This is a genomic window from Alteromonas sp. ABH4_456, from assembly GCF_056160645.1.
Genome location: NZ_JBSWXO010000008.1, coordinates 121,165 through 147,137, shown reverse-complemented (window position 1 = coordinate 147,137; position 25,973 = coordinate 121,165). Strand labels below are relative to the sequence as shown.

At 48.0% G+C, this 25,973-nt stretch carries 22 protein-coding genes and 1 tRNA gene; 15 read left to right on the top strand and 8 right to left on the bottom strand.

The window, feature by feature from the left end; genetic code table 11:
- Window position 1: 1 nt before the first annotated feature.
- The 3 genes from ACXAG2_RS13635 to ACXAG2_RS13625 form a co-directional block, all read right to left on the bottom strand.
- Window positions 2-520: an LPS-assembly lipoprotein LptE gene (locus tag ACXAG2_RS13635; RefSeq protein WP_119501123.1), complete on the bottom strand. Its 519-nt coding sequence runs from the start codon at window positions 518-520 to the stop codon at window positions 2-4.
- On the bottom strand, window positions 520-3,126 hold the full coding sequence (gene leuS / locus ACXAG2_RS13630) for a leucine--tRNA ligase (protein WP_474852154.1): 2,607 nt from the start codon (window positions 3,124-3,126) through the stop codon (window positions 520-522). Before leuS ends, ACXAG2_RS13635 begins: the two co-directional genes overlap by 1 nt.
- A 117-nt stretch (window positions 3,127-3,243) precedes the next feature.
- A complete protein-coding gene (locus ACXAG2_RS13625; RefSeq protein ID WP_474867824.1) occupies window positions 3,244-3,771 on the bottom strand; it encodes an SRPBCC family protein in 528 nt (175 codons plus the stop codon).
- Between the two features lie 231 nt (window positions 3,772-4,002).
- Here ACXAG2_RS13625 and ACXAG2_RS13620 point away from each other — a divergent pair, with 231 nt between their 5' ends.
- Both ACXAG2_RS13620 and ACXAG2_RS13615 read left to right on the top strand, forming a co-directional pair.
- The gene (locus ACXAG2_RS13620; protein WP_474867821.1) at window positions 4,003-6,408 is read left to right on the top strand and encodes a Lon protease family protein; all 2,406 of its coding nucleotides are present in this window, start codon (window positions 4,003-4,005) and stop codon (window positions 6,406-6,408) included.
- An 87-nt stretch (window positions 6,409-6,495) separates the two neighbouring features.
- Window positions 6,496-7,587 carry a DUF2891 domain-containing protein gene (locus tag ACXAG2_RS13615; RefSeq protein WP_474845783.1) on the top strand — a complete coding sequence of 364 codons (1,092 nt, stop codon included), beginning with the start codon at window positions 6,496-6,498 and terminating at the stop codon, window positions 7,585-7,587.
- Window positions 7,588-7,592: 5 nt separating this feature from the next.
- On the opposite strand, the gene ACXAG2_RS13610 is transcribed toward ACXAG2_RS13615, so the two are convergent.
- The gene (locus ACXAG2_RS13610; protein ID WP_474845785.1) at window positions 7,593-8,384 is read right to left on the bottom strand and encodes a 3-hydroxyacyl-CoA dehydrogenase; all 792 of its coding nucleotides are present in this window, start codon (window positions 8,382-8,384) and stop codon (window positions 7,593-7,595) included.
- 92 nt (window positions 8,385-8,476) lie between these two features.
- Window positions 8,477-8,773: a ribosome assembly RNA-binding protein YhbY gene (gene yhbY, locus ACXAG2_RS13605; RefSeq protein WP_119501126.1), complete on the bottom strand. Its 297-nt coding sequence runs from the start codon at window positions 8,771-8,773 to the stop codon at window positions 8,477-8,479.
- Between the two features lie 457 nt (window positions 8,774-9,230).
- On the opposite strand from yhbY, the gene ftsH reads away from it, so the two are divergent.
- From ftsH to ACXAG2_RS13570, 7 genes are all read left to right on the top strand, one after another.
- Window positions 9,231-11,180 (top strand): ATP-dependent zinc metalloprotease FtsH, encoded by a 1,950-nt coding sequence (gene ftsH, locus ACXAG2_RS13600; RefSeq protein ID WP_119501127.1) that lies wholly within the window; start codon window positions 9,231-9,233, stop codon window positions 11,178-11,180.
- Window positions 11,181-11,271: 91 nt separating this feature from the next.
- Complete coding sequence (gene folP, locus ACXAG2_RS13595; protein WP_474867818.1) at window positions 11,272-12,114, top strand: dihydropteroate synthase; 843 nt, start codon at window positions 11,272-11,274, stop codon at window positions 12,112-12,114.
- Window position 12,115: 1 nt separating this feature from the next.
- Complete coding sequence (glmM, locus tag ACXAG2_RS13590; RefSeq protein WP_119501129.1) at window positions 12,116-13,459, top strand: phosphoglucosamine mutase; 1,344 nt, start codon at window positions 12,116-12,118, stop codon at window positions 13,457-13,459.
- Window positions 13,460-13,548: 89 nt separating this feature from the next.
- Entirely contained in the window at window positions 13,549-14,295 is a 747-nt protein-coding gene (tpiA, locus tag ACXAG2_RS13585) for a triose-phosphate isomerase (RefSeq protein WP_474867816.1), read from the top strand.
- A 10-nt stretch (window positions 14,296-14,305) separates the two neighbouring features.
- A complete protein-coding gene (gene secG, locus ACXAG2_RS13580; protein WP_119501131.1) occupies window positions 14,306-14,692 on the top strand; it encodes a preprotein translocase subunit SecG in 387 nt (128 codons plus the stop codon).
- A 7-nt stretch (window positions 14,693-14,699) separates the two neighbouring features.
- A tRNA-Leu gene (locus tag ACXAG2_RS13575) sits at window positions 14,700-14,784 on the top strand.
- Between the two features lie 185 nt (window positions 14,785-14,969).
- On the top strand, window positions 14,970-15,128 hold the full coding sequence (locus ACXAG2_RS13570; protein ID WP_119501215.1) for a YqaE/Pmp3 family membrane protein: 159 nt from the start codon (window positions 14,970-14,972) through the stop codon (window positions 15,126-15,128).
- 2 nt (window positions 15,129-15,130) lie between these two features.
- Here the strand turns inward: ACXAG2_RS13570 and ACXAG2_RS13565 are convergent, their stop codons facing one another.
- A complete protein-coding gene (locus ACXAG2_RS13565; RefSeq protein ID WP_474867814.1) occupies window positions 15,131-16,435 on the bottom strand; it encodes a DUF2254 domain-containing protein in 1,305 nt (434 codons plus the stop codon).
- Between the two features lie 28 nt (window positions 16,436-16,463).
- The gene (locus ACXAG2_RS13560; protein ID WP_474867812.1) at window positions 16,464-18,083 is read right to left on the bottom strand and encodes a diacylglycerol kinase family protein; all 1,620 of its coding nucleotides are present in this window, start codon (window positions 18,081-18,083) and stop codon (window positions 16,464-16,466) included.
- A gap of 148 nt (window positions 18,084-18,231) precedes the next feature.
- Between ACXAG2_RS13560 and ACXAG2_RS13555 the strand changes: the two genes are divergently transcribed.
- Window positions 18,232-18,762, top strand: coding sequence for a DUF2878 domain-containing protein (locus ACXAG2_RS13555; protein WP_474867810.1), 531 nt, complete (start codon window positions 18,232-18,234; stop codon window positions 18,760-18,762).
- 57 nt (window positions 18,763-18,819) lie between these two features.
- On the opposite strand, the gene ACXAG2_RS13550 is transcribed toward ACXAG2_RS13555, so the two are convergent.
- Complete coding sequence (locus ACXAG2_RS13550; RefSeq protein ID WP_349585998.1) at window positions 18,820-19,371, bottom strand: hypothetical protein; 552 nt, start codon at window positions 19,369-19,371, stop codon at window positions 18,820-18,822.
- 392 nt (window positions 19,372-19,763) lie between these two features.
- Here ACXAG2_RS13550 and ACXAG2_RS13545 point away from each other — a divergent pair, with 392 nt between their 5' ends.
- The 5 genes from ACXAG2_RS13545 to ACXAG2_RS13525 all read left to right on the top strand — a co-directional run bounded on the left by ACXAG2_RS13545 (window position 19,764) and on the right by ACXAG2_RS13525 (window position 25,973).
- Window positions 19,764-20,762 carry a DNA topoisomerase IB gene (locus ACXAG2_RS13545; protein WP_474867807.1) on the top strand — a complete coding sequence of 333 codons (999 nt, stop codon included), beginning with the start codon at window positions 19,764-19,766 and terminating at the stop codon, window positions 20,760-20,762.
- 345 nt (window positions 20,763-21,107) lie between these two features.
- Window positions 21,108-22,607, top strand: coding sequence for a sodium/proline symporter PutP (putP, locus tag ACXAG2_RS13540; RefSeq protein ID WP_474867804.1), 1,500 nt, complete (start codon window positions 21,108-21,110; stop codon window positions 22,605-22,607).
- A 14-nt stretch (window positions 22,608-22,621) separates the two neighbouring features.
- Window positions 22,622-23,731 carry a glutamate 5-kinase gene (gene proB, locus ACXAG2_RS13535; RefSeq protein WP_474845805.1) on the top strand — a complete coding sequence of 370 codons (1,110 nt, stop codon included), beginning with the start codon at window positions 22,622-22,624 and terminating at the stop codon, window positions 23,729-23,731.
- Window positions 23,728-24,975 carry a glutamate-5-semialdehyde dehydrogenase gene (locus ACXAG2_RS13530; RefSeq protein ID WP_474867802.1) on the top strand — a complete coding sequence of 416 codons (1,248 nt, stop codon included), beginning with the start codon at window positions 23,728-23,730 and terminating at the stop codon, window positions 24,973-24,975. The genes proB and ACXAG2_RS13530 overlap by 4 nt, the downstream gene beginning before the upstream one ends.
- Before the next feature lie 110 nt (window positions 24,976-25,085).
- Window positions 25,086-25,973, top strand: a complete 888-nt coding sequence (locus ACXAG2_RS13525) for a mechanosensitive ion channel family protein (protein ID WP_442858461.1) — start codon at window positions 25,086-25,088, stop codon at window positions 25,971-25,973.

Here is a 25,973-nt window from a genome sequence, read left to right as displayed (position 1 = left end):
TTTATTCCGCCACTGCCTGAGAAGACTGGCTGGCTATACGACGGATAATTTTGTCTGCCGCTTCATCCCGCATTTCGCTGAGAACCAGTTCCAGCTCCCGCGATTTTGCCAGCACCTGTTCAGGATCATCCTGGTAATCCCGCAATACTTCAAAATACGCGGGCAGGGGAGCCTTGTCAGGGAAGGTCACTGTATAACGGACACCGTAAATCAGCTCGTATTCAGCTACCTGACCGGTAGAAAACACGGACAATAAACGCCGTTCCAGTTGCTCCGGCTGAATGTTGATCAGAACCGACATGTCCGGAGACGGGCTGTCTGCCAGTGTACCGCCGTGGAGGTCATACACTGCCAGTTTTTTCTTCAACGCTCTGGCCAGTGGCGCATGGGCCTGCGCAGACGTTACCGCAACGTAATTAACTGATGGCGGCAACGCTTCATTACCGCGCAGATGAAAGCCGCAACCGGTAAGCACCAGTGCGGCTGCGCCTGCTGTTAACAGCCGGAAGAACGTCTTCATCAGTTAGCTACAATGTTAACCAGCTTACCGGGTACTACGATGATTTTGCGCACCGTTTTACCTTCGATAAACTGTTGAACATTGGCCTGGGCAAGGGCATCTGCTTCGACGGCTTCTTTTGCCGCATCTGCTGCCACGGTCATTTTAGCGCGCACTTTACCGTTAACTTGCACTACAATCAGCTTCTCATCTTCTACCAGGGCAGCAGGATCAGCTACCGGCCAGCCGGCATATTCTACAGGTGTATCATGGCCAAGTGCCTGCCACAGGTGATGACAGATATGCGGCGTGATGGGGTTTAGCAAACGCAGCACGCCTTCGACTGCTTCACGCATAATAGCGTGGTCAGTTTCAGACTCCTGAGGTGCCTTTTGCAAATGATTCAGTAATTCCATTACCGCAGCTACGGCAGTGTTGAAGGTCTGACGACGACCCAGGTCATCACTGACCTTGGCAATTGTCTTATGCACTTCACGACGTAACGCTTGCTGATCTTTATTCAGTGCTTTTGCATCAACCTTGCCCGGTGTGCCGGAAACTTCAATGTGCTCACTGACCAGTTTCCAGATACGTTTCAGGAAGCGGTTTGCCCCTTCCACGCCGGAATCAACCCATTCAAGGGTTTGCTCAGGTGGCGCGGCGAACATTGTAAACAGGCGTACAGTATCTGCACCGTACTGATCGATAACCGCCTGAGGATCGATACCATTATTTTTCGACTTTGACATTTTAGTCATGCCGCCGTGTTCTACCGGCGTACCGTCGCTGGTCAGCCAGGCTTTCGTGATTCGGCCTTTATCATCTTTCTCGGTGGAAACAGCCAGCGGCGAATACCAGGTTTTCTTACCGTTTTCATCTTCACTGAAATAGGAATCTGCCAGCACCATACCCTGACATAACAGGCGCTTAAACGGCTCATCTGACTCTACCAGACCTTCATCACGCAGCAGTTTGTGGAAGAAGCGGGAGTAGAGCAGGTGAAGAATGGCGTGTTCAATACCGCCGATGTACTGATCTACCGGCAGCCAGTAATTCGCCTGAGTTGGATCAAGCATGGCATCGCCATTTTGTGCGCAGCTGTAACGGGCATAATACCAGGATGATTCCATAAAGGTATCGAAGGTGTCGGTCTCACGCAGGGCCGGTTCACCGTTAAAGGTCGTTTTTGCCCATTCAGGATCAGCTTTGATTGGCGAAGTTACACCATTCATTTCTACGTCTTCCGGTAACACCACCGGTAATTCACTGGCGGGAACCGGCACAGACTCGCCGTTTTCCAGATTCAGCATTGGAATAGGAGCGCCCCAGTAACGCTGACGGCTTACGCCCCAGTCACGAAGACGGTAATTAACTTTCTTAGTACCCACACCTGCGGCAGATAATTTTTCTGCTATTGCATTGAAGGCGGCGTCGAAGGTTAAGCCATCAAACTCACCGGAATTAATTAAGGTGCCTTTTTCAGTGTACGCAGACGCAGTTAAGTCACAGGTTTCACTGTTACTATCTGCAGGTGTAATGACCTGTTTAACCGGCAGATTGTATTTGGTAGCAAATTCCCAGTCACGCTGGTCATGGCCGGGAACGGCCATCACAGCACCGGAGCCATAGCCCATCAATACGAAATTGGCAGCCCAAACCGGTACTTCCTCGCCGGTGAGCGGGTGAATCGCTGTTAATCCGGTATCACACCCTTTCTTTTCCATGGTGGCCAGTTCTGCTTCAGCCACTTTCGTGTTCTTACATTCTTCGATAAAGGTTGCAAGAGCAGGGTTATGTGTGGCAGCAAATTCTGCCACAGGATGCTGGGCAGCAACGCCCAGGTATGTAACACCAAAGAATGTATCAGGGCGTGTGGTGTAAACGGTCAGGGTTTCCACTTCACCGGCAGGTGTTTTCAGTTTGAAGGTAATATCTACACCTTCTGAACGGCCAATCCAGTTTGCCTGCATGGCGCGAACCTGATCAGGCCAGTCTTCCAGCTGATCCAGGTCAGATAATAATTCTTCAGCGTAGTCAGTAATTTTAATAAACCACTGAGGGATTTCTTTTTGTTCTACCAGAGCACCTGAACGCCAGCCACGACCGTCGATAACCTGTTCGTTGGCCAGTACTGTCTGGTCCACCGGATCCCAGTTAACGGTGGCGTTTTTCTTATAAACCAGCCCTTTTTCGTACAGGCGGGTGAAAAACCACTGCTCCCAGCGATAATAGTCAGGTTTACAGGTAGCGACTTCGCGATCCCAGTCATAACCGAAACCCAGCGACTTCAACTGGCCTTTCATATATTCAATGTTTGAATAGGTCCAGTTTGCCGGAGCCGTATTGTTATTGATGGCTGCGTTCTCAGCAGGTAACCCGAATGCGTCCCAACCCATTGGCTGCAGAACATTTTTACCCTGCATGCGCTGAAAACGGCTGATTACGTCACCGATGGTGTAGTTACGTACGTGTCCCATATGGAGACGGCCGCTGGGGTAAGGGAACATTGAAAGGCAGTAGAATTTTTCTTTAGACGCGTCTTCTTCTGCTTTGAAAGACTGATTGGATTCCCAGTACTGCTGGACATCCTGCTCGATTTGTTTCGGGTTGTACTGATTTTCGGCCATCGTGAATAAGGCTTCCGCGTTGGTATTAATTACTTCGTGATTAGCCGCATAGAATACCCCGGCGCGCAGTGCACTCACAATAGGCGGGGGCTACTTTTATCCTTATCTGACGGGATTTTAGTCAGTTTTGGCAGTGGTTAAAAAATCTGCCAGCGCTTTAAGTTGTAATCCCTGGACATGGTCGACAACAGGCGCGAGGTCTTTGTATCCGCTTTCGCTGTATCCCTGAACGTGATACCGAAGCGAGATTGTTGTATCTGCGCCGGTTTGTTCCAGTTGCCAGTTCAGAGCGCCGGTCACGCCCATAGCTTGCAACGGCCCCAGTCCGCCGGTCATTACCAGCTGCTTTGCAGGGTCAACAAAACTTATCCGCATGTGTTCAGCACTTCGTTCACCGGCACGTTCGCAAAAACAACCGCCGGCACGGGCATCAATACTGAAGGTGCCCGTCCACCATGAGTGATCTTTGGGCCACCACCGGTCGACATCGTTTACCAGCGCTTGCCAGACAGTGTCAGCCGCTGCGTTCACCGAAACGGTATTAAGAACAATAAAGCCGCCGTTACCACTGCTTTCCACTTTGGCGGAGGCGTTAAAGGATAAAATTAAACTCAGGAGGGCGAGTGCAGCTGTGGTTTTAGTCATGGACGCTCATAATCCTTAAAATTTTGCTGGCAATACGGTTAATAATGCCCATTAAACCGTAATGTGGTGCTTTTTGATACAATTTGTCAAAACAAGTGGAGAAAAATGGCTGATACAGCCTTTTTATGGTTTGACAGTGGGAATTTTTCGCGTTTCACTTGATCTTATCTCCACAAAATCAAACCTGCCGGCTAACGGAGCAGTTTGATGATATAAGGTAAACAGGCAGTTATGACCGACCTTTCCGTTCTGCGCGCTAAATATGCTTTATCTCCCGCAGCACTGACACCGTCGCTGAACCGGCGGCAGATAAACCAGGCTTTAAAAGACGAAGAAGCCGTTAATGCAACCTTTATTGGCCAGGAGCGTGCCCGCGAAGCACTGTCATTCGGCCTTGGCGTACGCAACCGCGGATATAACCTCTATGTGATGGGGGAGCCGGCCACCGGACGGTTCTCGCTGGTGAAGGATTACATTGAGCGTCAGGTGGCATCATTGCCTTCACCGGAAGACTGGGTCTATCTGAATAACTTTGATGAAGAACGTGAACCCTTTGTTCTGCGCATGGCGCCGGGTGAAGGCAAAGATCTGGTTAAAGATATAAACGGTCTGATTGATGATTTGCTTGATACATTTCCGGCAGCTTTTGACAACCCGGGTTATCAGCGTCAGAAATCAGCCATTTCCAGAGAATTTGAGCGCCGTTATGATGAAGCCATTGATGCAGTGGAACGCTACGCGCAGGCTCATGATGTAGCCCTTTATGACGAATCTAACGCCATTACCTTCGCCCCGATAGTAAGCGGTAAACCCGTTACCGATGAAGAATTTGCCGTACTCGATGATGACAAGCGTCAGTATTTTTATGACTTGATTGCTGAACTTGAAAACCGTCTCAGTGAAAGTTTACTCGGGTTGCCGGTATGGAAACGTGAAAGTTCTGAGCGTATCAGGCAACTGAATAAGAAAACCGCAGAGCAGGGGATCAGACCCTTACTCAAAGTACTGGAACATAAATATGCCGGCCATCTCGGCGTATTGAAAACGCTGCGGCGCATGCGTTCCCATCTGGTAGACACCATCGTGTCACTGCTGGCAGAGGAGTCAAAAGAGGATAAGCCCGACGAACTCGACAGACGGCTTTATCTGGAAGAACTTTATTTGCCTAATGTGCTGGTGGGTCATCAGTTACAGGACGGCGCGCCGGTGGTGTATGAGCCGAACCCTACCTATCAGAACCTGTTTGGTAAAATTGAGTACACCAACCTGCATGGCAGTGTGTATACCAATTACAGAATGATAAGAGCAGGGGCTTTGCACCGTGCTAACGGTGGCTATCTGTTACTGGATGTTGATCAGGTCATAGAGCAGCCCTTCGTGTGGGATGCACTGAAACTGGCGATAAAATCCGGTTCATTGAAAATGGATCTTCCCCAGCAGGATGTGGGTATGGTGAACGCCATCACATTGAACCCGCAACCGGTAGACCTTGATGTGAAAGTGATACTGCTGGGCTCACGTGATCTCTATTATACCTTGCAGGATTATGATGATGAATTTGACGAACTGTTCAGAGTGCTGGTGGATTTTGATTATGAAATACCGGTAACCCGTCAGTCTACTTTTGATTTTACGGGTAAGGTGCGTCATCACCTCAGTGAATGCGGCCTGAGCGGGATTTCCTCTAAAGCCATGCAGCGGCTGGTGGAATATTCCCTGCGTATGGCAGAACATCAGCAAAAATTCTCAGCCCATTTTGCCGAAGTCATAGAGCTTATCAATGAGGCCCGGTATTTTGCGGCTCAGCAGCAAAGCACTCACCTTGAACTGGAGCACATTGAAATTGCTCTCAGTGCGAAAAAACGCCGCACCGGCCGGGTGAGTCATGCACTGCTAAACGACATTAAAGAAGGTCATGTCCTAATCGCTACCGAAGGTAAGTCAGTAGGTACCGTTAATGGCCTGACCGTACTGGAAGTCGGGGGGACAGCATTCGGTACGCCGGCCCGCATTACCTCTACGGTGTATGCCGGTGCCAATGGCGTTGTGGATATCGAACGGGAAGTGGAACTGGGGCAACCCATTCACTCTAAAGGGGTTATGCTGTTAACCGGTTATCTTGGAAACAAATATGCCCAGCATTTCCCGTTGACCTTGTCAGCCAATATAGCGCTGGAACAATCCTACGGACACATTGATGGTGACAGTGCCTCGCTGGCAGAACTTATTGCACTGATATCTGCATTGACGGAGATACCAGCTACCCAGTCTCTGGCAGTAACCGGCTCGATTAACCAGTACGGTGAGGTACAGGCAGTAGGCGGCGTGAACGAAAAAATTGAAGGCTTTTTCGATTTATGCCAGCACCGCGGGCTTACCGGTAGTCAGGGGGTGATTATCCCTAAATCCAATGCCATTAACCTGGTACTGGATAAAGCAGTTATTGATGCAGTAAAAAAAGGGCTTTTCCATATTTACACTGCTGAAACCGTGGATGATGCCATTTCACTGTTGATGGAAAAAGAAGCCGGCAATATGACGTCCCGCGGGCGTTATCCGAAAAATTCGGTGAACTATCATGCCGTGAACCGCCTTTATAACATTGCACTGATTGTTAACGGAGGCGACGATGAATAAACACATAATAAAAAACGTCAGAAGGTGGCAGGAAAGATGAAAAAGTTATCTACGGGGAGTTTATTTGCGGGGAGTATAATTACCGGAATGGTAACGGGTAGAAAACTAACAGCTTTAGTTGCCCTGACGCTCTTCAGCACGGGCGCATTCAGTGCACCTGAAACTCCGGAGTTATCTCTGCAGGAAGCTGAGCGGTTGTCAGAGATGCCGCTGCATTGTGTAACAACAGAGTACCCGAACAAGTTAAATCAAACATTATCCGGTCCACAGGACTTGCAGGGACCGGCTGCACTGCACCCCGCCTTTTACGGGTGTTTTGACTGGCACTCCAGCGTACACGGTCACTGGATGCTGGTAAATCTGCTCCGCCATTTTCCTGATCTTGCCAAAGCGACAGAAATTAAAGCAAAGCTTAAGGAAAACCTGACCGCAGATAAAATTCTTCAGGAAGTGGCATATTTTGAAAAACCACAAAATGCCAGTTTTGAGCGCACTTATGGCTGGGCCTGGTTACTGGCTCTGGCCGCAGAACTGAAACTTTGGGATGACACCGGGGCTGCTGAACTGAGTCAGAACCTGTCTCCCCTGACTGAACTGATTGTTGGCAAATATCATCAGTTCTTACCAAAGCTGGTGTATCCGGTCCGCACCGGCGAGCATCCGAATACGGCTTTCGGAATGTCGATGGCACTGGATTATGCCCTGATTGCTGATGACAAAGCATTGCAGAGGCTCATTACAGAGCGGGCTGTGCACTGGTTTGGCGGCGATAAACAGTGTCCGCTCTCATGGGAGCCAAACGGCTTCGATTTTCTTTCCCCTTGTTTTGAAGAACTGGATCTGATGCGAAAAGTGATGGATAAGAAGTCCTTCATGAACTGGGCGGAAGGTTTTCTGCCGGCGTTAGATCATGCTGACTTTCACATTGATGTGGCACGGGTAAGTGACCGGACTGACGGTAAACTGGTGCATCTGGACGGGCTTAATTTCAGCCGTGCCTGGGTGATGTATGGCCTTGCAGCAGAATATCCCGATGAATTTGGTCATCTGCGGGCGCTGGCAGACACGCACGTGGCCCATTCATTGCCCGCCATCGTTGATGAAAATTATGAAGGTACACACTGGCTGGGCAGCTTTGCTGTTTATGCGTTACAACAACGTGCCCGCGCCACAGAGTAAATCATTTATTTAGGCGGCATACGGAGTGCGCCATCAAGACGGATGGTCTCACCGTTTATATAGGTGTTAAGTGCAATATGCGCCACCAGTGCTGCAAATTCCTGTGGCAGACCAAGCCGTTTAGGGAAGGGCACATTGGCGCTCAATGCTGCCTGAACGTGCTCCGGCATGGCCAGTAACATGGGAGTGCCCATTACGCCGGGCGCAATTGCATTAACACGGATCCCCACAGCGGCCAGGTCCCTGGCCATGGGCAGTGTCATACCGATAATGCCCGCCTTACTGGCCGCGTAGGCGGTCTGTCCGGTCTGCCCCTCGTAGCCGGCAATGGATGCAGTATTAATGATGACACCCCGTTCACCGTTTTCATCTGCTTCCTGTGCGGCCATGGTCTGAGCAGCAAGCCGGCTCACGTTGAAGGTACCGTTAAGATTGATATCGGTTACTTTACGGAACTGATCAAAAGAGGCAGCATTGCCTGTTTTATCAAGCGTTCTCGCAGCCGGTGCGATTCCAGCGCAGGAAACACAAAGGTTAATACGTCCGGCTTTCTCCCGGAAAGCTTGCAATGCGTCAGAAACCTCGTCTTCACTGCAAACATCGACGGGGTAGAAATGTGCATTTCCACCTGCCTCACGGACAGCCTTTTCCCCTTTTTCACGGTCTATATCAAAAAGAGCAACGGTCGCGCCACGCTGCAACAGATGCTGCGCGGTAGCAAAACCCAGTCCTGAACTGCCACCGGTAATGACGGCTGTGATGGAGGAAAGCGGAAGTGTGGTTTGTTCTGACATCATTCTCTGCCCGTTATCAGGTTTACGTTAACGTAAGTGTAACGTGGCAGAGTTTGTTAACAAAGTGATTACATAATAGAAGATGTAAAAAGACTTTATTGTTTTGGCAACTGAATTTTACGCTCTTCGGAAGGGCGGAAGATAATCAGTGTGTGTCCGATGGACTGTACTTTTACAGATTCGGTTTCCCGCACAATAGCATCCATGATAAGTGTTTTTTCTTCACGATCATCGGTAGGCACCTTCACTTTAATCAGTTCGTGGTGTGCCAGTGCGCTGTCAATTTCAGATACAACACCCTCTGTGAGGCCGTTAGCACCTAATTGCACAACGGGTTTCAAAGAGTGAGCCAGGCCCTTAAGGAATTGTTTCTGTTTATTGGAAAGTTTCATTTCGTCGTTTTTCTTTACTATTGATAAATTTGTTTAACCTAAACGCCGGGCCACGTGGTCACTGACTGAACGTAAAACCATTTATTTTAAGTTAATGCCTTGAAATGCCATATTCTAACGCCATCTTCGTTACAATCCTAACGACATTATGTGTGAATGACAAAAAAGTCGCATAATGCCACCAATTATATAAGCAATACTGAACAGAACTGCACACTTGCACGTAAAACGTTACAAGGCGTTAATTTACGTGGTAACGGGAACGTGTATTGGTGGCTACGGTCTATAATTTGTAGTAGGCTGTAATTTGACGAAGTAAGGATCGCATTTCGTACGGAAACAATGGGAGCGGAGCATGTTCCGGACGCCGGTTTCACCATAGTGATCGGTAAATGAACATGTTGGCAGTAAATTGTCATCAATCCCGGATGTTCCGGTATTTTTAGAGGTTAGTAGCTTGAGCGATATGGCAAAAAATTTAATCTTATGGTTGGTTATCGCCGTTGTGTTGATGTCGGTGTTCCAGAGCTTTTCACCTGGTGAATCGACACGTGCACAAACGGATTACACAACATTCCTGAAAGAAGCGAATCAGGGCAATGTCCGCGAAGTTCGCATTGACAGTGAGTCCCGCGAAATCCGCGGCACGAAACGTAACGGCGAAACATTCGTTACCTATATTCCCTATTTTGATGATCAGCTCATTTCAGATTTGGTGAAGAAGGATGTACGTGTATTAGGTGAGCCGCCTGAGAAGCCGTCTATCCTGACGTCTATCTTCATTTCATGGTTCCCCATGCTGCTGTTAATTGCAGTCTGGATTTTCTTCATGCGTCAAATGCAGGGTGGCGGTGGCCGCGGAGCCATGTCTTTCGGCAAAAGCAAAGCCCGTTTGCTGGGTGAAGATCAGATTAAAACCACTTTCGCCGACGTTGCCGGTTGTGACGAAGCGAAAGAGGACGTAGTAGAACTGGTAGACTTCCTGCGCGATCCTTCAAAGTTCCAGAAGCTTGGCGGTAAGATTCCTAAAGGCGTTCTGATGGTGGGTCCGCCGGGTACAGGTAAAACATTGCTGGCTAAAGCCATTGCCGGTGAAGCAAAAGTACCGTTCTTTACTATTTCAGGTTCCGACTTTGTTGAAATGTTTGTGGGTGTGGGTGCATCCCGTGTCCGTGACATGTTCGAGCAAGCCAAAAAGGCTGCGCCTTGCATTATCTTTATCGATGAGATCGATGCAGTAGGTCGTCAGCGTGGTGCTGGTCTTGGCGGTGGTCACGATGAACGTGAACAGACGCTTAACCAGATGCTGGTAGAAATGGATGGTTTTGAAGGTCACGAAGGTATTATCGTTATCGCAGCGACTAACCGTCCAGATGTCCTTGACCCGGCACTGTTACGTCCCGGCCGTTTCGACCGTCAGGTTATTGTAGGTCTGCCTGATATCCGTGGCCGTGAGCAAATCCTGAAAGTCCACATGCGCAAAGTACCGGTTGGTGACAACGTGGAAGCCTCTGTAATTGCCCGTGGTACGCCCGGCTTCTCCGGTGCTGACCTTGCGAACCTGGTTAACGAAGCTGCTCTGTTCGCCGCCCGAGCTAACAAGCGCCTTGTGTCGATGGAAGAGTTCGATAAAGCCAAAGACAAGATCATGATGGGTGCTGAGCGTAAGTCTATGGTGATGTCGGAAAACGAGAAAGCCATGACAGCGTATCACGAGGCCGGTCACGCAATCGTTGGCCGTCTTGTTCCTGAACATGATCCGGTTTACAAAGTATCGATCATTCCCCGTGGTCGTGCACTGGGTGTTACCATGTATCTGCCGGAGCAGGATCGTGTGAGCCATTCCAAGCAACATCTTGAAAGTATGATTTCAAGTCTGTTTGGTGGCCGTATTGCTGAACAAATCATTTACGGCGACGACATGGTGACCACCGGCGCGTCTAATGACATTGAACGAGCAACTGAGATCGCCCGTAAGATGGTCACGCAGTGGGGCCTGTCGAGTAAAATGGGTCCGATGTTGTACGCAGAAGACGAAGGTGAAGTGTTCCTGGGCAAATCCATGTCTAAAGCTTCGCACATGTCTGACGATACTGCCCGCGCCATCGATGCCGAGATTAAATCTTTTATCGATGCAAACTATGATCGTGCTTATAAAATTCTTGAAGAGAATATTGATATTCTGCATTCGATGAAAGATGCTCTGATGAAGTACGAGACCATTGATGCGAAGCAAATTGATGATCTGATGGCACGCCGTGATGTGCGTCCGCCTGCGGACTGGGACGATCGTGCGCCGAAAGGTGGAGACAATCCTCCCGGCGGCAAGCCGGCCCGTGAGGGCGAAATTACCGACGATGGTTTGGATAAGCCACCGGTAGGTAAACCCGGCGACCTTCCGGGCTAAAATCTCCAGGCGCCAGTTTCAACTGGCGCTTTTTGTTTGTGCTTTATAAAGCCAGCTTTCCTCTCCATATTCATAAAGACAGATATACGTTATGCATTTCAAACATACCGAAATCGACCTCAATCAGGCCCGCGTTATGGGTATACTCAATGTCACACCGGATTCCTTCTCAGACGGTGGAGCCCACAATACGGTAGTTAAAGCCGTTGAACATGCCATGCGGATGGTAGAGGCCGGCGCGACATTTATTGACATAGGCGGTGAATCGACACGTCCGGGGGCGCCGGAAGTGTCTGAACAGGAAGAGTTAGACCGCGTGGTGCCGGTGGTAGAGAAACTGGCCGGTCTGAAAGGCGTAGTACTCTCTGTGGACACCAGTAAGGCCACTGTAATGCGGGAAAGCGTGAAGGCCGGAGCGGGTTTAATTAATGATGTCCGCGCCTTGCAGGAACCGGGGGCACTGGAGGCCGCAGCAGAAGCAAAGATACCTGTGTGTCTGATGCACATGAAAGGTCAGCCGCGAACCATGCAAGCGAGCCCTGAGTATGATGATGTGGCAGACGAAGTGATTAATTTTTTGCTGTCACGCATAGATGCCTGTAAGCATGCCGGTATTGATGACAGCAGCATTCTTCTGGATCCGGGCTTTGGTTTTGGAAAGAGCCTCGACCACAATTATCAACTGCTGGTTGAAATGGGAAGGGTGCAACATCTCGGCTATCCGCTACTGGTCGGTATGTCGAGAAAATCTATGATTGGCCAGCTTCTGGATAAACCTGTATCAGAGCGGCTGGCGGGCAGCATTGCCCTTGCCACTATTGCGGCGCAAATGGGCGCAAAAGTGATCCGTGTTCACGATGTGGCAGAAACAATGGATGCGATGAAAATCGTGAATAAGATTCAACAAATAAAAGACAATATTCAAGGAGCCTGAAATGGGTCAGCGCAAGTATTTTGGTACAGACGGCATCAGAGGGAAAGTAGGTGAAAGCGCTATTAATCCCGAGTTTGTCACCAAGTTGGGCTGGGCAGCCGGTAAAGTGCTGGCAGGCCATGGTACAAATAAAGTACTGATAGGGAAAGATACGCGGATTTCAGGTTATATGCTTGAGTCTGCGCTGGAAGCAGGCTTGTCTGCAGCTGGTATTAATATCGGTTTGTTAGGTCCGATGCCCACACCGGCGATTGCTTATCTTACTAAAACATTTCGCTCAGAAGCCGGTATTGTGATTTCTGCGTCTCATAATCCTTATTATGATAATGGCATTAAGTTCTTTTCATCCGATGGTTTCAAACTGGATGACGATATCGAAATTGCCATTGAGTCCATGCTTGATAAGCCAATGACATGCGTTGCTTCCAATAAGTTGGGTAAGGCAACCCGTATCAACGACGCAGCCGGACGTTACATTGAGTTCTGTAAAGGCACGTTCCCGTCAGATCTGTCGTTAAAAGGCATGAAGATTGTTGTCGACTGTGCCCACGGGGCGACGTATCACATAGCACCGAATGTGTTGTCAGAACTTGGTGCAGAAGTTATCGAAATCGGTACTAAGCCGGACGGCCTGAACATTAACGACAAAGTCGGTGCTACTTCAATGAACGCCATCGTGGAAAAAGTGCTTGAGACAGGCGCTGACATGGGGTTTGCTCTGGACGGTGACGGCGACCGAATTATGCTGGTTGATCACCTGGGTAACGTGCTGGATGGTGATCAGATTTTATATATTATCGCCCGCGATGCGCTTAAATCCGGTCGTTTATCCGGTGGTGTAGTGGGTACACTCATGAGCAATCTGGGTCTGGAAGTGGCTTTGGGCAAATTATCCATTCCGTTCGCCCGCAGTGCTGTAGGTGACCGTTACGTAATGGAGTTACTGCAGCAGAAAGGCTGGGCTATCGGTGGTGAAAATAGTGGTCACGTGCTGAACTTAAATGTGGCATCTACCGGAGACGGTATTGTCGCCGGTCTTCAGGTCATCACTGCCATGTTACGTTCGGGTATGGATTTGCACGATTTAAGCGGCGGGTTTGATAAATTTCCGCAAAAACTGATTAATGTCCGTTATGATGAGTCCTCAGATAATCCGTTGGCCATGTCTGCTGTTACAGATGCAGTGAAAGAAGCTGAAAGTTCACTGGGTAAAACAGGGCGGGTATTGCTGCGTAAAAGCGGTACAGAACCGTTGATCCGGGTGATGGTAGAATCCGACGATGAAATGCAGTCTCTGAAATGGGCTGAGTTTATCGCCGATGCTGTACGCAAAGTGGCCAATTGATTGATTCGTCATAAATATTATCATTTTTAGGCTTGTATAATAGGGCGGATATCGTTAATATCACGCCCGCTTCAGGTCAGGGATAAATTGTGGATACAGTGAGTCGTAAGCTTCTGGTTGCCGGAAACTGGAAGATGAACGGAAGTCGTTCATTGGTAGAAGAATTTGCAGCGTCTTTTGACAGGACTGCAGTAGAAAATATTGATGTTGTGATTTGTCCGCCATCAATTCTTATTCCAGCTTTCTCAGGTAAAGGTATCGCCACCGGTGCTCAGGATGTGAGTGCATGTGATAATGGTGCACATACCGGCGATTTATCCGTCACAATGCTGAAAGAGTTTGACTGCAAATATTGTATTGTCGGGCATTCAGAGCGTCGTGATGACCATGGTGAATCCAGTCAACTGGTTGCTGAAAAAGCCCTGAAGCTGATTGAAGCAGGAATTACACCGGTAATTTGTTGTGGCGAACCTCTTTCAGTAAGAGAAGCCGGACAAGTTAACGAGTTTGTTGAAGCACAGTTGAAAGCCGTATTCGATTTGATTCCGGTCTCTTCACTGAAAAATGCCGTTATAGCTTATGAGCCAATCTGGGCAATCGGTACGGGTGTTACAGCGTCGCCGCAGGAAGCTCAGGATGTTCACAAATTCATTCGTGAGTTCATTGCTTCATATGACGGTTCACTTGCTGCTTCAATGCAGATATTATACGGCGGCAGTGTGAAGCCGGATAACGCAAAAGAATTGTTCGGCCAGCCTGATATTGATGGCGGCTTAATTGGCGGAGCAAGTCTTAAAGCGTCAGATTTTAACGCAATCTGCCAGGCGGCAAATTGACGAGGTAATTATGTTATACGAAGTGCTTTTAGTCGCTTATTTGATTGTAGCGTTGATGCTTATTGGTTTTGTACTTATCCAGCAGGGTAAAGGTGCAAACATGGGCGCTTCGTTTGGTAGCGGTGGTTCTAATACCGTATTCGGTTCTTCGGGTTCTGGTAATTTTATGACCAAAACCACGTCTGTACTGGCTACCTTATTTTTTGTATTGAGTTTATTCTTAGGTAACATCACAGCGAACACAGAAAAAGCCGAAGACGGCTGGCAGGATCTTGAAGTTCCTGTAGAGCAACAGGAATTACCTGCTGCTGATGATGTTCCTGCTGCAGATGCATCTGATGTTCCGGTTTCTGACGTACCGGCAACAGATTCAGCAGAAGGTGATATTCCTAACTAAAAGTTTTGCGGAAGTGGTGGAATTGGTAGACACGCCATCTTGAGGGGGTGGTGACTTCGGTCGTGCGGGTTCAAGTCCCGCTTTCCGCACCAAACTGAAAGCCCCGGCTTAAATGCCGGGGCTTTTTTTATGTCTGTAATATTTGTCCTTCTTTGCGGTTAGCCGGAGGTAACACTCAGCGGACAGTGCGGCTTTTCATATTTGCCATTAACATTCTGGCATCATTCTGGCTTCATCCCTTGTAACCGTATTTATTAGTCAACAGAAAGGGAAAACTATGGATATTCTTCGCATATTACTGTCAATTTTACTGCCTCCGCTGGGTGTATTTTTACAGGTTGGCATCGGGGTGCAGTTCTGGATTAATATTCTGCTGACGTTACTGGGCTACATCCCCGGAATCGTTCACGCAGTGTATATCATCGCAACCCGTTAAGTTCAGACTGTTGCGGCTGCATTCACGGCAGCCGCAACATCTTTCCTGTCTTTTTCGCAATGCAGATGTGGGTTTGCAAGGTCATCGACAGCCTCAACCTGCTTTTGAATTGTCCCTTTGTATTCTTCCGGCAACTTTTCTTTCAATGTTTTGAGACAGCCAAGAAGATGCAACATTACATCTACATGAGTTGAGCCCGCCTGCCTTATCTGGTCAAACGCAGTGTTAAGAACAGATTCAAAGGTGTAAGTCCTTCGTTGCATCCACACATCGACATCACTGTTCATCACCGTGTCACAGGGGAATTCACATCCGGACATCAGTAAGCAAACGGCTGTGAGACTGTCTGCACAGGTCATTGCTGTTATCGGATCATTGATGCCGGGTGACAGTGCTCTGAGTGCTACTTCCACAAGTTGCGTTAATGAAAACTCCGGGTCCTGCAATGATGTTCTGCGCTTACCCGGCACAAAACACGAAAGATAAAAATCACGGCTGTCGTTGCTAAGCTTTTCACTGCTGTGCACAGTGATAATCGTTTCTCCCGGCACCACATAATCACCGGCACGAACATACACTTTCACGCCGTCAATACCGTCACCGGACAACAAACTGAGATAGTCTATGGTTTGAATATACCCGGCTTTGTCCAGCGAGAGATGCGTAGTGACAGGACTATCGTTGATCAGGGCCGGTGCAAGGCGATGGTGGCCCTTCTCCTCGTCGGTCAGTGCAAATAAATTTTTCAGATTGTCAGTGCACTCGCGGTAACAGCGGTTAATGATTTCATCCACCTGAATAAATCTGGCGATATGGTGAATGTAATAAATTAATACCAGAGTGTCAGCAATACCGATGGCAAGGACAATCAGCGAGAGTACTGAAGATATAACCAAATCGGTGTCACTGACACTGATGCGGTGGAGTGCGCTTAAGCAAAAGATAAAGGTGGAGGTGAGGATCCCCAGTACGCACTGGGTACCGCGGTCGTCCATAAATGTCTGCAGCAGTCTGGGCCCGAACTGAGAAGATGCCATGGTCAGAGCGACCAGTGTCATTGAGAACGCTATGCTCGTGGCAGTAATGATAGACGTTGCAATTGCAGAGATAAGATCACTGGCTTCTTCGGCAGGTACCGGAGGGATAAGGTTTTTGAATACCGCTTCAGACACTACCTCCGGCGTATAGTAAATCAGAGTGTAACCCAGCAAAAATGCAGTAAACATCATGCATACTGGTATAAACCAGTAACTGGCACGTATTCCTTGCCATCTTGCTCTGGCAAAGCTGGTGACAGGTTTTATCATAGTCAGGCGTTCCCTTTTCCTGTTTGAACTAATCGCGGGCAGTCAGTACGGTGAGGTTGCCGGGTATCGCTTGTACTTCCAGCTTATCTGCTTCACGTATTTCTCCGTCGATGGCATAACTTGCCTGCTCAGGAAGGGTGACGGTGATACTTTTTACCTGTCTGTGTTTTATTCGCCCTGAATTTTGCTTACTGGTTTTAGTCGTGAAGATAAGTTCGGCCAGCGATAGAAACTGTGTTTCACTGTCCTCCTGTGAGGTCAGCCAGGTAATGTCCAGTTTTCCGTCGGTTACGTCCGGTTCGTCGCCGCCCTGAGCCAGTGCTGTGGTCACCGGTGCAGCATTCGCTATAACGAAGCTCGGAGTAGTAATGGTCTCAGTTTCATTATTGTCAAAACTGACCTCCAGTTTCATGTCGGTGTTTGCAGATATTGCCTGCCATAAACCGCGCAAGTAAGCCATCTGTCCGCCTTCGTTCTTCTCTTCACGGTCAGCAGACGCAATCATTTCCTGTTCAAAGCCTACGGCTGCAACCAGTAACATCAGTTCTCCGTTGCACATTGCAGTATCAACGGCCCGTGTGTGTCCGTCGATAATGACATCACAGGCCGTCTGAATGGGCATGAGTTTGCTGATGTAACCATGGAATACTTGACTGAGGGCATTTGCCGTGCCAAGAGGAATAACACCCAGCACCGCACGGTTGTCTATGCTTACACTGGCAACTTCTGTGACTGTTCCGTCACCGCCACAGGCGACAATGATATCCGTACCCTGATTGAGCGCCTTCTCAGCAAGCTCCGTTGCTGAGCATTCCGGGGTGGTTTCACTTACCGTTACCCTGAAATGAGGGTTTAGTTCTGAAAGAATATGTTCTTTTTCCTGCTCCCATTTACCGCCACCGGCGACCGGATTGGCAATGAGGCACAATGTACGTGTCAATTTGAGGCGGCCACCGGATTTAACACTCTTAAGTGCCGCCAGTTGCTTTTTGTTTAACCTGGCCGTTTGTCTGACAGACTGGATTTGATTCATGGCATCCATCACTGAGAGCGTCTGATCTTTTGCCAGTAACCAGGCTGCAACTGTCAGTACTGAACGTCCCCGTCCCAGTGCACAATGTACAACGACTTTTTTTCCTGCTGACGTTTGCTGCTGGATCCAGTTTATGGCAGTGGTAAGTTGTTCCGGTGTCGGACTGGTATGATCAAGAACAGGGATATTCAGATAAGCACAGTCATACTGGTACGCAGACCAGTCAAGGCCATCAAATTCAGCCGTGACATCAAGAATGGCATCCACGCCTTCTTCTTTCAGCGCCGCGACATCACTACCTGACAATCTGCAGGCAAGATACAACTGAGGCTCAATTCTTTGGATAGGAGGTACTTTGTCGTATTTTCTAGCCCATGCATTATAGGCTCCCGTACCGAGTAAAAAAGGGATGAATATCCACCTGATGTAGAAGGGGATAGAGCCGTCTTCACGTTTACGAAAAAGAGCAGGGTAGTTTACGATGTACGCCAGTGAAACGGCTGCCAGTGAAAATCCGCTCCACCAAAAAACAACAACTGCAGGCCACCAGGGAATAAGAAAACCCAGTGCAAATGCTAATATCGCGCCGGCCAGATAATACTTCACCATTTTCACAAAGTGTCTCCTTTCCTGTATTGAACTATGCTGCTGTCATTACGTAATGAAATACTAAAACGGTTAAAAATCCTGTTAGCAACAGGAGAAATATATTCGCTGTTGTCACTTTCATTTTATCTTTAACCTGATTACCTGAAGGAAACCTATGCCGGCCTCTGCGATAAGAAAAGTGTTGTACTTTGTCTGGTTTCAGACTATCTGGTTTCTGGCTATTCTTTACACCTCGGAGCATGTCGCCATTATCGGGCTACTTATTGCTGCGTTTTTCATCCTGTCTCCCCGTAAAAAAACGGACCTGATAATGGCTGCAGGGATTGCCATTTATGGCTGTGTCATTGATGGCGCGTTGCTCTGGTCAGGATTTTTTGCATTCAGTGACTATGAAGGTTGGCTGATACCTATATGGCTTATTTCGTTGTGGATTGCCTTTGGTTTAATGTTGCGTGTCAGCCTCGATTACTTACAGGGCAGATATGCTCTTGCTGCAGTGTTGGGCGCCGTGTCAGGTCCGCTGAGCTATTACGCCGGTGCACAGGCAGGTGCCGTTGTATTTCCGGCTGATACGGTATTAACCCTCGGCATACTCAGTGCACTATGGGCCGTTACGGTTCCGCTTTGTCTCTACGCAGATGCCTTTCTCAACGGCCGGGAAGGCAAAACCGCTGCTGGGAGCTGATTGCAGCCGGGACGACAGGGTGGTCAGACCAGACATCCGACAGCTCAGTCATCCGTACTACTGAATTGCTTCAGTGACCTTGTGTCCCCGCGAACCCAGCAACGTTTTTATGTTGTTAACTTGTTGACCCTTTTTCAGGTTCACAACAAGTGCGTACTTCTTGCGCTTTATGGCCGATCTGACAGTTTCTATAATTTCGTGCCGGTCAGGACGTAATCCTGTCAGTCCTGCGATGAACAGCCCGATAAACAGTCCCGGACTGATTAGCGCGATGTACGTGAATAAGGGATTGTTTTTAGTGAGTGCCGGTCCGAACTGGACGAGCAGAGCCGCGACAATTAAGCCGGCAACAAGCCCGGCAAAGCCCAGCTTCAGGTGAGACGACCATAATGTTTTGCCTATTTTACTACTGGCTCTTTCCAGTTTCTCACTGAAATGAGGGTCCATAGGGTTTATCAAAGTAATCTGATCTTTTTCAACTGCGGTTTCAGCGATAACAGACTCTATCGAATTAAGCGCATCCTGCTGTGAATCATAGACAGCAGCTACCTGAATGTGTTCAGCATGTACAATCGCATGAATGTCAGTCAATGTAGCTTTGTTACTCATATTTCTTACCTTTACGTTCCTTTCAGAGCGGGATTAAGACAACACGTGTCACGCTTAAACTATTTCTTAACACCGGACCTGATTAATATATTCAAATACTCATGGTCATACAGATATATTCAAACTTTATTCCTTTTTGCAGGTTCTTGTTTTTATTGTAGTTACTTAAGTGCTAGAGAGGTGAATATAAGATTTTCATGGTTTCGTCTGAATAATTTTCGTAACTACTGAAAATTATTCAGACTCATCAACCAGTGATTCCGGCGACAAAAAAACGTACGCCAGCGACATGAGTTGCCTGCAAGCATCACGAAGGGGTCTGGCTTTTTATTTGCTTAGGGTTGTTAAAGGGCGCAGCAGAGCATCCATCTTTAATTAGACCGGACTGTAACATGGAAAAAAGTGAATTAAATATTGTGCGTCAGCGCAGAGGTAAGGGCTTCAGTTATTGCTACGAGAGTGGCAGGCAACTGCAGGATAAGCGCAAGCTTAATCGCATCCGTAAAATGGTGATTCCTCCCAACTGGCGTGATGTACACATTGCGGGTGACGCTTCCGCACCTCTGCAGGCAACCGGTATCGATGCAAAGGGTCGCAAACAATATATTTATCACGACAACTGGCATAAACAACGTCAGCAGGAAAAATTTTCGAAACTCAGCGACTTTGCAGACGCTTTACCGGAATTCCGGCAATTCTGCTGGCGTGCTGTAGACACTAAAGGATGGTCCCGCGAAAAGAGTCTGGCCCTTGTTTGCCTGATGTTAGACCACACGGGTTTGAGGGCAGGTAATAAGGTCTATTCTGAGCAAAACAGTACCTTCGGATTAACCACATTACGCAGGCAGCATCTTGAGAAAGAGGGTAAAGCGGTGTCGCTGAGTTTTACCGGAAAGCACGGAAAGGAGCGTCATGTAGATATCTCAAATCCGAAATTAGCCAGCCTGGTGTGTGACAGTGCGCAGGCGCAGGGTTACGCAATTTTTCGTTACACCGGTGATGATGGCCGCTGGCAGGACGTTGACAGTGGTGACGTGAATGCCTTTATTCACTCCCGTCTTGGCGATGATTTTTCCTGCAAAGATTTCAGAACTTGGGGGGCATCCCGTTTCGGTCTTTTGTCACTGCCGGATGTGGAGAATTTGTATCTGCAAAACCAGCGCCGGCGCTGGGATACGACTTTTGTTAAGCACATTGCTTCCATGCTCGGCAATACGCCCTCAGTGTGCCGGCAATATTACATTCACCCGAAACTAATTTCTCTGTGTGAAGAGGAAGAAAATCGTCAGCAGACTCTGATGGAGATCGAAGGGATATTGGAAAAGAATAAACCAGGCAACAAGCTCACTTCGGCGATTGAACAGCGTCTTGCTCAAATTATTGTGTCATAAAACTGTCAACTTGCTGAACAGGGTAGTTTTAATCTGAAAAACAATTTTTAGCGTATAACTGGCATGAATTGCTGTGTCTGATAGCTAAGCTAATTTATTTTTCTGTTGCTTATATGTTCTAAAACAATGATTTGCATTTTCTTTTATTGTTGGAGTGTTGCTGAATCCGGTAATGAAGAAATTGGCAGCAAGAAGCCGTAAAGTCAGTGTTTCAAATAATTAGACTTGAAGGTAATTGCGTTTTTTTGCTATAGTTAGAACTCAAATTAATTGGTCAGGTAAACAAAACGGCGCATGCGGCGCCTTTTTCTTTATCTGTTTAAAGTAAGGAGCTGAATACCGGTTATGCAATTTGAAGGCTACATCTCTTTAGCCCTGTATTTTCTGGCAATGCTGGGAATTGGTTTATTTGCGTACAGGCAATCTACCAGCGATATCTCAGGATATATTCTCGGCGGCCGGCAGGTCAGCCCTCAGGTTACAGCGTTATCAGCAGGCGCCTCAGACATGAGCGGCTGGATGTTAATGGGATTACCGGGAGCGATGTATTTATCGGGATTTGATGCGCTTTACATTGCTATCGGTCTGGTTGCCGGTGCACTGGCTAATTACCTGTTGGTGGCACCCAAACTGAGGGTTTACACAGAAGTAGCAGATGACTCACTGACTGTGCCCGAATTTTTCGCGAAACGGTTCGGTAAATCCGACGCAAGAGTACGAATTGTTTCTGCTGCCATCATCGTGATGTTTTTCACGCTTTATACGTCTGCTGGTCTGGTGGCCGGGGGCAAGCTGTTTGAGAGTGCTTTCGACGTACAGTACCAGTGGGGATTATTAATCACGCTGGGCGTGGTTGTATCCTATACTCTACTTGGTGGTTTTTTAGCCGTCAGCATGACCGATTTCGTTCAGGGATGCATTATGTTTGTCGCTCTGGTACTCGTACCGGTTGTTGCATTCACAGAGTTTGACAGTATTGCACAAATGAATAATGCAGCTCATGAGTCGATACCTGGCCTGGTCGCATCCTGGGAAGGCGTCACTTTGATTGGACTGGTGTCCAGTTTGGCGTGGGGGCTGGGATATTTTGGCCAGCCGCACATTATTGTACGGTTCATGGCAATCCGGTCAGTAAAGGCAATTTCTACTGCCCGGAATATTGGTATGTCGTGGATGCTGGTAACAATCACAGGTGCACTGGGAACGGGGTTTGTCGGTATTGCTTATGCTAATCAGTTTGGCCTTGCGATTGATGATCCGGAAACAATATTTATTGTGTTTTCTCAATTATTGTTTCATCCGTTAATCAGCGGTTTTTTGATGGCAGCAATTCTCGCTGCGATCATGAGTACGATTTCATCGCAGTTACTGGTATCGGCGAGTTCACTGACTGAAGACATTTATCGTGTGGTCAGTAAGAAACAGGTGAGTGAATCAGACACCGTGAAAATTGGACGTTTTGGTGTAGCAGGGGTTGCGATAGCAGCGTTGCTACTGGCACTGGACTCGTCGAATACAATTTTGTCTCTGGTGAGCAATGCATGGGCAGGTTTTGGTGCAGCCTTCGGACCACTTGTACTGTTTTGTTTGTATAAACGTGACCTGACACACAATGCAGCGCTGGCAGGTATTATCAGTGGTGCCGCAACGGTATTGTTCTGGATTTATGTTCCTGTCCTGGAAGACGGGAAAACACTGAGTAGTGCTATTTACGAAATTATCCCCGGGTTTGCTGTAAGTACAGTAACACTGTGGTTGTTCTCCGCTATGGGCAAGGCCCCGTCGTCTGAAGTATCGGCGATGTTCAGCGAAGCGAACCGGGAACTGGCGAATCAACAATCTTAAGGTAAATTGATATTATGATACGTAAAAATTGGAATCGCATTGTCATTAAAGTCGGTAGTGCTTTAATTTCACCGAACCGCAAAGGCTGCAGCAGTCACTATCTGCTCAGTATTGCACAGTTCATTGTGAAATGCCGTGCGATGGGAACACAGGTTGTGCTGGTATCTTCAGGCTCAGTAGCTGCAGGTGCACATCAGTTCCCTGATGGAGAACGTACCGATATTACTGTGAAGAAGGCGATGGCCGCAGCGGGTCAGACTGAAATGATGGCTACCTGGGACCGGTTATTTGACTTTCCTTCGGCACAGATGTTGCTAACACATGCTGATTTACGTGACCGTGAGCGTTACGTGAGCATCAGGGACACGATTTTCAGTCTGCTTGATCACAACATTCTTCCTATCGTAAATGAAAACGATACGGTAACAACAGACAAGTTGAAAGTTGGCGATAATGATAACTTATCTGCGATGGTAGCAGCAGCTGCTGATGCGGATGCATTAATTATTTGTTCTGATGTGGATGGTCTTTATGATAAAAATCCGCATACCAATGATGATGCATCTTTACTGTCGGAAGTTGAGCATATCGACCAGCAAATTTATGACATGGCTGGTGGGGCTGTTGAAGGTGGTGTGGGTACCGGCGGCATGCGCACGAAAATTGAAGCAGCAGAGAAAGCGGTATCGCATGGTATAGATACTTTCATTATTAATGGTTTTACCGAGCTTTCGTTTAATATGCTGCTGGACGGAAAAAATCCGGGTACTCACTTCATTGCTCATGAGAAGCCGATGGCAGAAAACGAGCACTGGATGAGACACACAACCCGCGCGCAGGGTGAGGTGATCGTAGAAAGTGAATTTGCGCCGATCCTGTCTGAAGATGCAGAATCGCTGACCAGCAAAGAAATTGTGGACGTTAAAGGTGAGTTCTCGGTGGGAGACACCATCATCGTCAGAAAAGATGACGGGACCAAACTGGTGAAGGCACGCTCGAATTACAGCAGTTGCCTGCTTAACTTTATCGCCAATCAGGAAAATGATGAGTTTGCGTCGGAGTTTGAAGAAAAAACCGGCCCCATCATTTCGAAAAAGAACTTAGCAAATCTGGAGAAAGAATGAGTTTAATTACGACATTAGCAAAAAATGCCAAACAAGCCGCACAGAAATTAGCGGTACTGGATGAAAGCACGAAGAATGCCGTGCTTAAAGACATGGCAGCGGCTCTCCGTGCTAATACAGCGTCAATTAAACAGGTCAACACCGAAGAAGTTGCCCGGGCTAAAGAGAATGGTTTGGATGCAGCTATGATTGACCGTCTGACGCTGAATGATGAACGCATTGAAGCTATGGCGGAAGGCATCGAAGTGATTATTTCGCTGGACGATCCTGTCGGGCAGGAACGTGTCATCGGTACCCGTCCGAATGGCATTGAAATTAGGAAAATGCGTATCCCGTTAGGCGTCGTGTGCATGATTTATGAAGCGCGACCTAATGTGACGGCTGATGCCGGTGCACTGTGTTTTAAATCCGGTAACGGCGTTATCCTGCGTGGCGGTAAAGAAGCGCTGGATACCAGTCTGGCAATTGCCGGTCTGTTGCAGGATGTACTTGAAAAGCACGGGTTACCGAAAGAGCTGATCAGTGTAGTTCCTGATCCGGACCGTGCGTTAATGCAGGAGTTGATGGAGCAGCGTGATTATATTGATGTCATTATCCCGCGCGGTGGTGAAGGGCTCATCAATTACGTTACAGACAATTCTAAAGTGCCGGTAATCCAGCACTTTAAAGGCGTGTGTCACTTATACGTAGATAAAGATGCTGATCTGGATAAAGCCATGGCGCTGCTGCTGAACGGTAAAACACAGCGTACTGGTGTGTGTAATGCACTGGAAGGTCTGGTGGTGCATCAGGCTGTTGCCGGTGACTTTTTACCTCAGGTAGCGAAAGCCTTTGAAGAGCACAATGTGAAAGTGCATGTAAATGACAAAGGTGCGCAGTACTTCAATAATGCAGATGTTATTGCTGATGATGCTTTTGGTGAAGAGTACCTTGGACTGGAAATCGCCGTACGTGTGGTTGAAGACTTCGATGCCGCTATTCAGCATATTGCTGATTTCGGCAGTAACCACACCGAAGTTATTTGTACCGAAAACGCTGATGCAGCGAACTACTTCCAGCGTGCTGTCGACGCCTCAGTTGTGATGGTAAACGCTTCGTCACGTTTTTCTGACGGCAGTCAGCTCGGGCTGGGAGCAGAAATTGGTATCGCAACCACTAAATTGCATGCCTATGGCCCGATGGGTCTGGAATCGCTCACCGCTGAGAAATTCCTCGTTAACGGAACAGGGCAGGTGAGATCGTAACTTTTCACTGGTCCGCATTGTACTTATAGTACTGAATTGCGATAATCCAAAGCACCGGGCAACAGCCCGGTGTTTTTTTATGTTAATCCGGTTCTTACGTAGGTTTTATGATAGACATCAGCGTTGATTTTCAAGCCTGGTGGCAACAGGTTGCCGATTTTTCCCAGTCCCACAAACTGCCGGCGTCTGCAGTCCTGATCATTGTTTTTTTGCTGACTAAACGTGCCATTTTACGTTTGCTTAAAAAACGCAGTAAAAAAACCGGCGAAGACAGACGTCATTCCATCAACATCATTGAACAGTTGGGTAACGCAACCTTACTGGTGCTGTTGATCATGGTATGGTCCACCGAAATCCAGAACCTCGCAATCTCCATTGCTGCTTTTATGGTGGCCATTGTTTTTGCTACCCGTGAATTCATTCAGTGTTTTATGGGATTTATTTATTACCTCGGCGCCCGGCCGTTTCGCGTGGGTGACTGGATTGAGATGAATAATATTCGTGGTGAAGTGGTGGAAATGGACTGGGCTAAAACCGCGCTGCTGGAAGTCGATCCCGAATCCCATACCTACACCGGTAAGCATTTGTATATTCCGAACAGCCAGCTGGTTACCCAGCCAATCAGAAATCTTAACTTCCTGCGACGCTACACCCTGCACAGTTTTACTCTGGTCATGGAGCCGGAGACGAATCCCTATGCAATTCTGCCTGCTTTTAAAACCCGGACGCTGAAGCATTGCGAACATTTCCGTGAAGTCGCCGGACGTTATAAAAGTTTAATCGAACGCCATATGGAAGCGGAGTTTATTGATATCGATCCGGATATCGCAATTGAAACCAATCAGTTTGCTAAATTGCGCATCACCGTGTCTTTGTTCTGCCCCATTGATGAAGCCCATACGTTGCAGCAAAAAATATCAGAAGACTGGATGGCGCTGTGGCACAGTGAAATTGCCACAGCCAATCGCCCGTCCGGCAAAACGGTAGCAGAGGAATAG

Bases quoted from the DNA above. Each gene is read 5' to 3' on its own strand.
- ACXAG2_RS13635 (WP_119501123.1), bottom strand. From the start codon at position 520: ATGAAGACGTTCTTCCGGCTGTTAACAGCAGGCGCAGCCGCACTGGTG.
- leuS (WP_474852154.1), bottom strand. From the start codon at position 3,126: ATGGCCGAAAATCAGTACAACCCGAAACAAATCGAGCAGGATGTCCAG.
- ACXAG2_RS13625 (WP_474867824.1), bottom strand. From the start codon at position 3,771: ATGACTAAAACCACAGCTGCACTCGCCCTCCTGAGTTTAATTTTATCC.
- ACXAG2_RS13620 (WP_474867821.1), top strand. From the start codon at position 4,003: ATGACCGACCTTTCCGTTCTGCGCGCTAAATATGCTTTATCTCCCGCA.
- ACXAG2_RS13615 (WP_474845783.1), top strand. From the start codon at position 6,496: ATGGTAACGGGTAGAAAACTAACAGCTTTAGTTGCCCTGACGCTCTTC.
- ACXAG2_RS13610 (WP_474845785.1), bottom strand. From the start codon at position 8,384: ATGATGTCAGAACAAACCACACTTCCGCTTTCCTCCATCACAGCCGTC.
- yhbY (WP_119501126.1), bottom strand. From the start codon at position 8,773: ATGAAACTTTCCAATAAACAGAAACAATTCCTTAAGGGCCTGGCTCAC.
- folP (WP_474867818.1), top strand. From the start codon at position 11,272: ATGCATTTCAAACATACCGAAATCGACCTCAATCAGGCCCGCGTTATG.
- glmM (WP_119501129.1), top strand. From the start codon at position 12,116: ATGGGTCAGCGCAAGTATTTTGGTACAGACGGCATCAGAGGGAAAGTA.
- secG (WP_119501131.1), top strand. From the start codon at position 14,306: ATGTTATACGAAGTGCTTTTAGTCGCTTATTTGATTGTAGCGTTGATG.
- ACXAG2_RS13570 (WP_119501215.1), top strand. From the start codon at position 14,970: ATGGATATTCTTCGCATATTACTGTCAATTTTACTGCCTCCGCTGGGT.
- ACXAG2_RS13565 (WP_474867814.1), bottom strand. From the start codon at position 16,435: ATGATAAAACCTGTCACCAGCTTTGCCAGAGCAAGATGGCAAGGAATA.
- ACXAG2_RS13555 (WP_474867810.1), top strand. From the start codon at position 18,232: ATGCCGGCCTCTGCGATAAGAAAAGTGTTGTACTTTGTCTGGTTTCAG.
- ACXAG2_RS13550 (WP_349585998.1), bottom strand. From the start codon at position 19,371: ATGAGTAACAAAGCTACATTGACTGACATTCATGCGATTGTACATGCT.
- ACXAG2_RS13545 (WP_474867807.1), top strand. From the start codon at position 19,764: ATGGAAAAAAGTGAATTAAATATTGTGCGTCAGCGCAGAGGTAAGGGC.
- putP (WP_474867804.1), top strand. From the start codon at position 21,108: ATGCAATTTGAAGGCTACATCTCTTTAGCCCTGTATTTTCTGGCAATG.
- proB (WP_474845805.1), top strand. From the start codon at position 22,622: ATGATACGTAAAAATTGGAATCGCATTGTCATTAAAGTCGGTAGTGCT.
- ACXAG2_RS13530 (WP_474867802.1), top strand. From the start codon at position 23,728: ATGAGTTTAATTACGACATTAGCAAAAAATGCCAAACAAGCCGCACAG.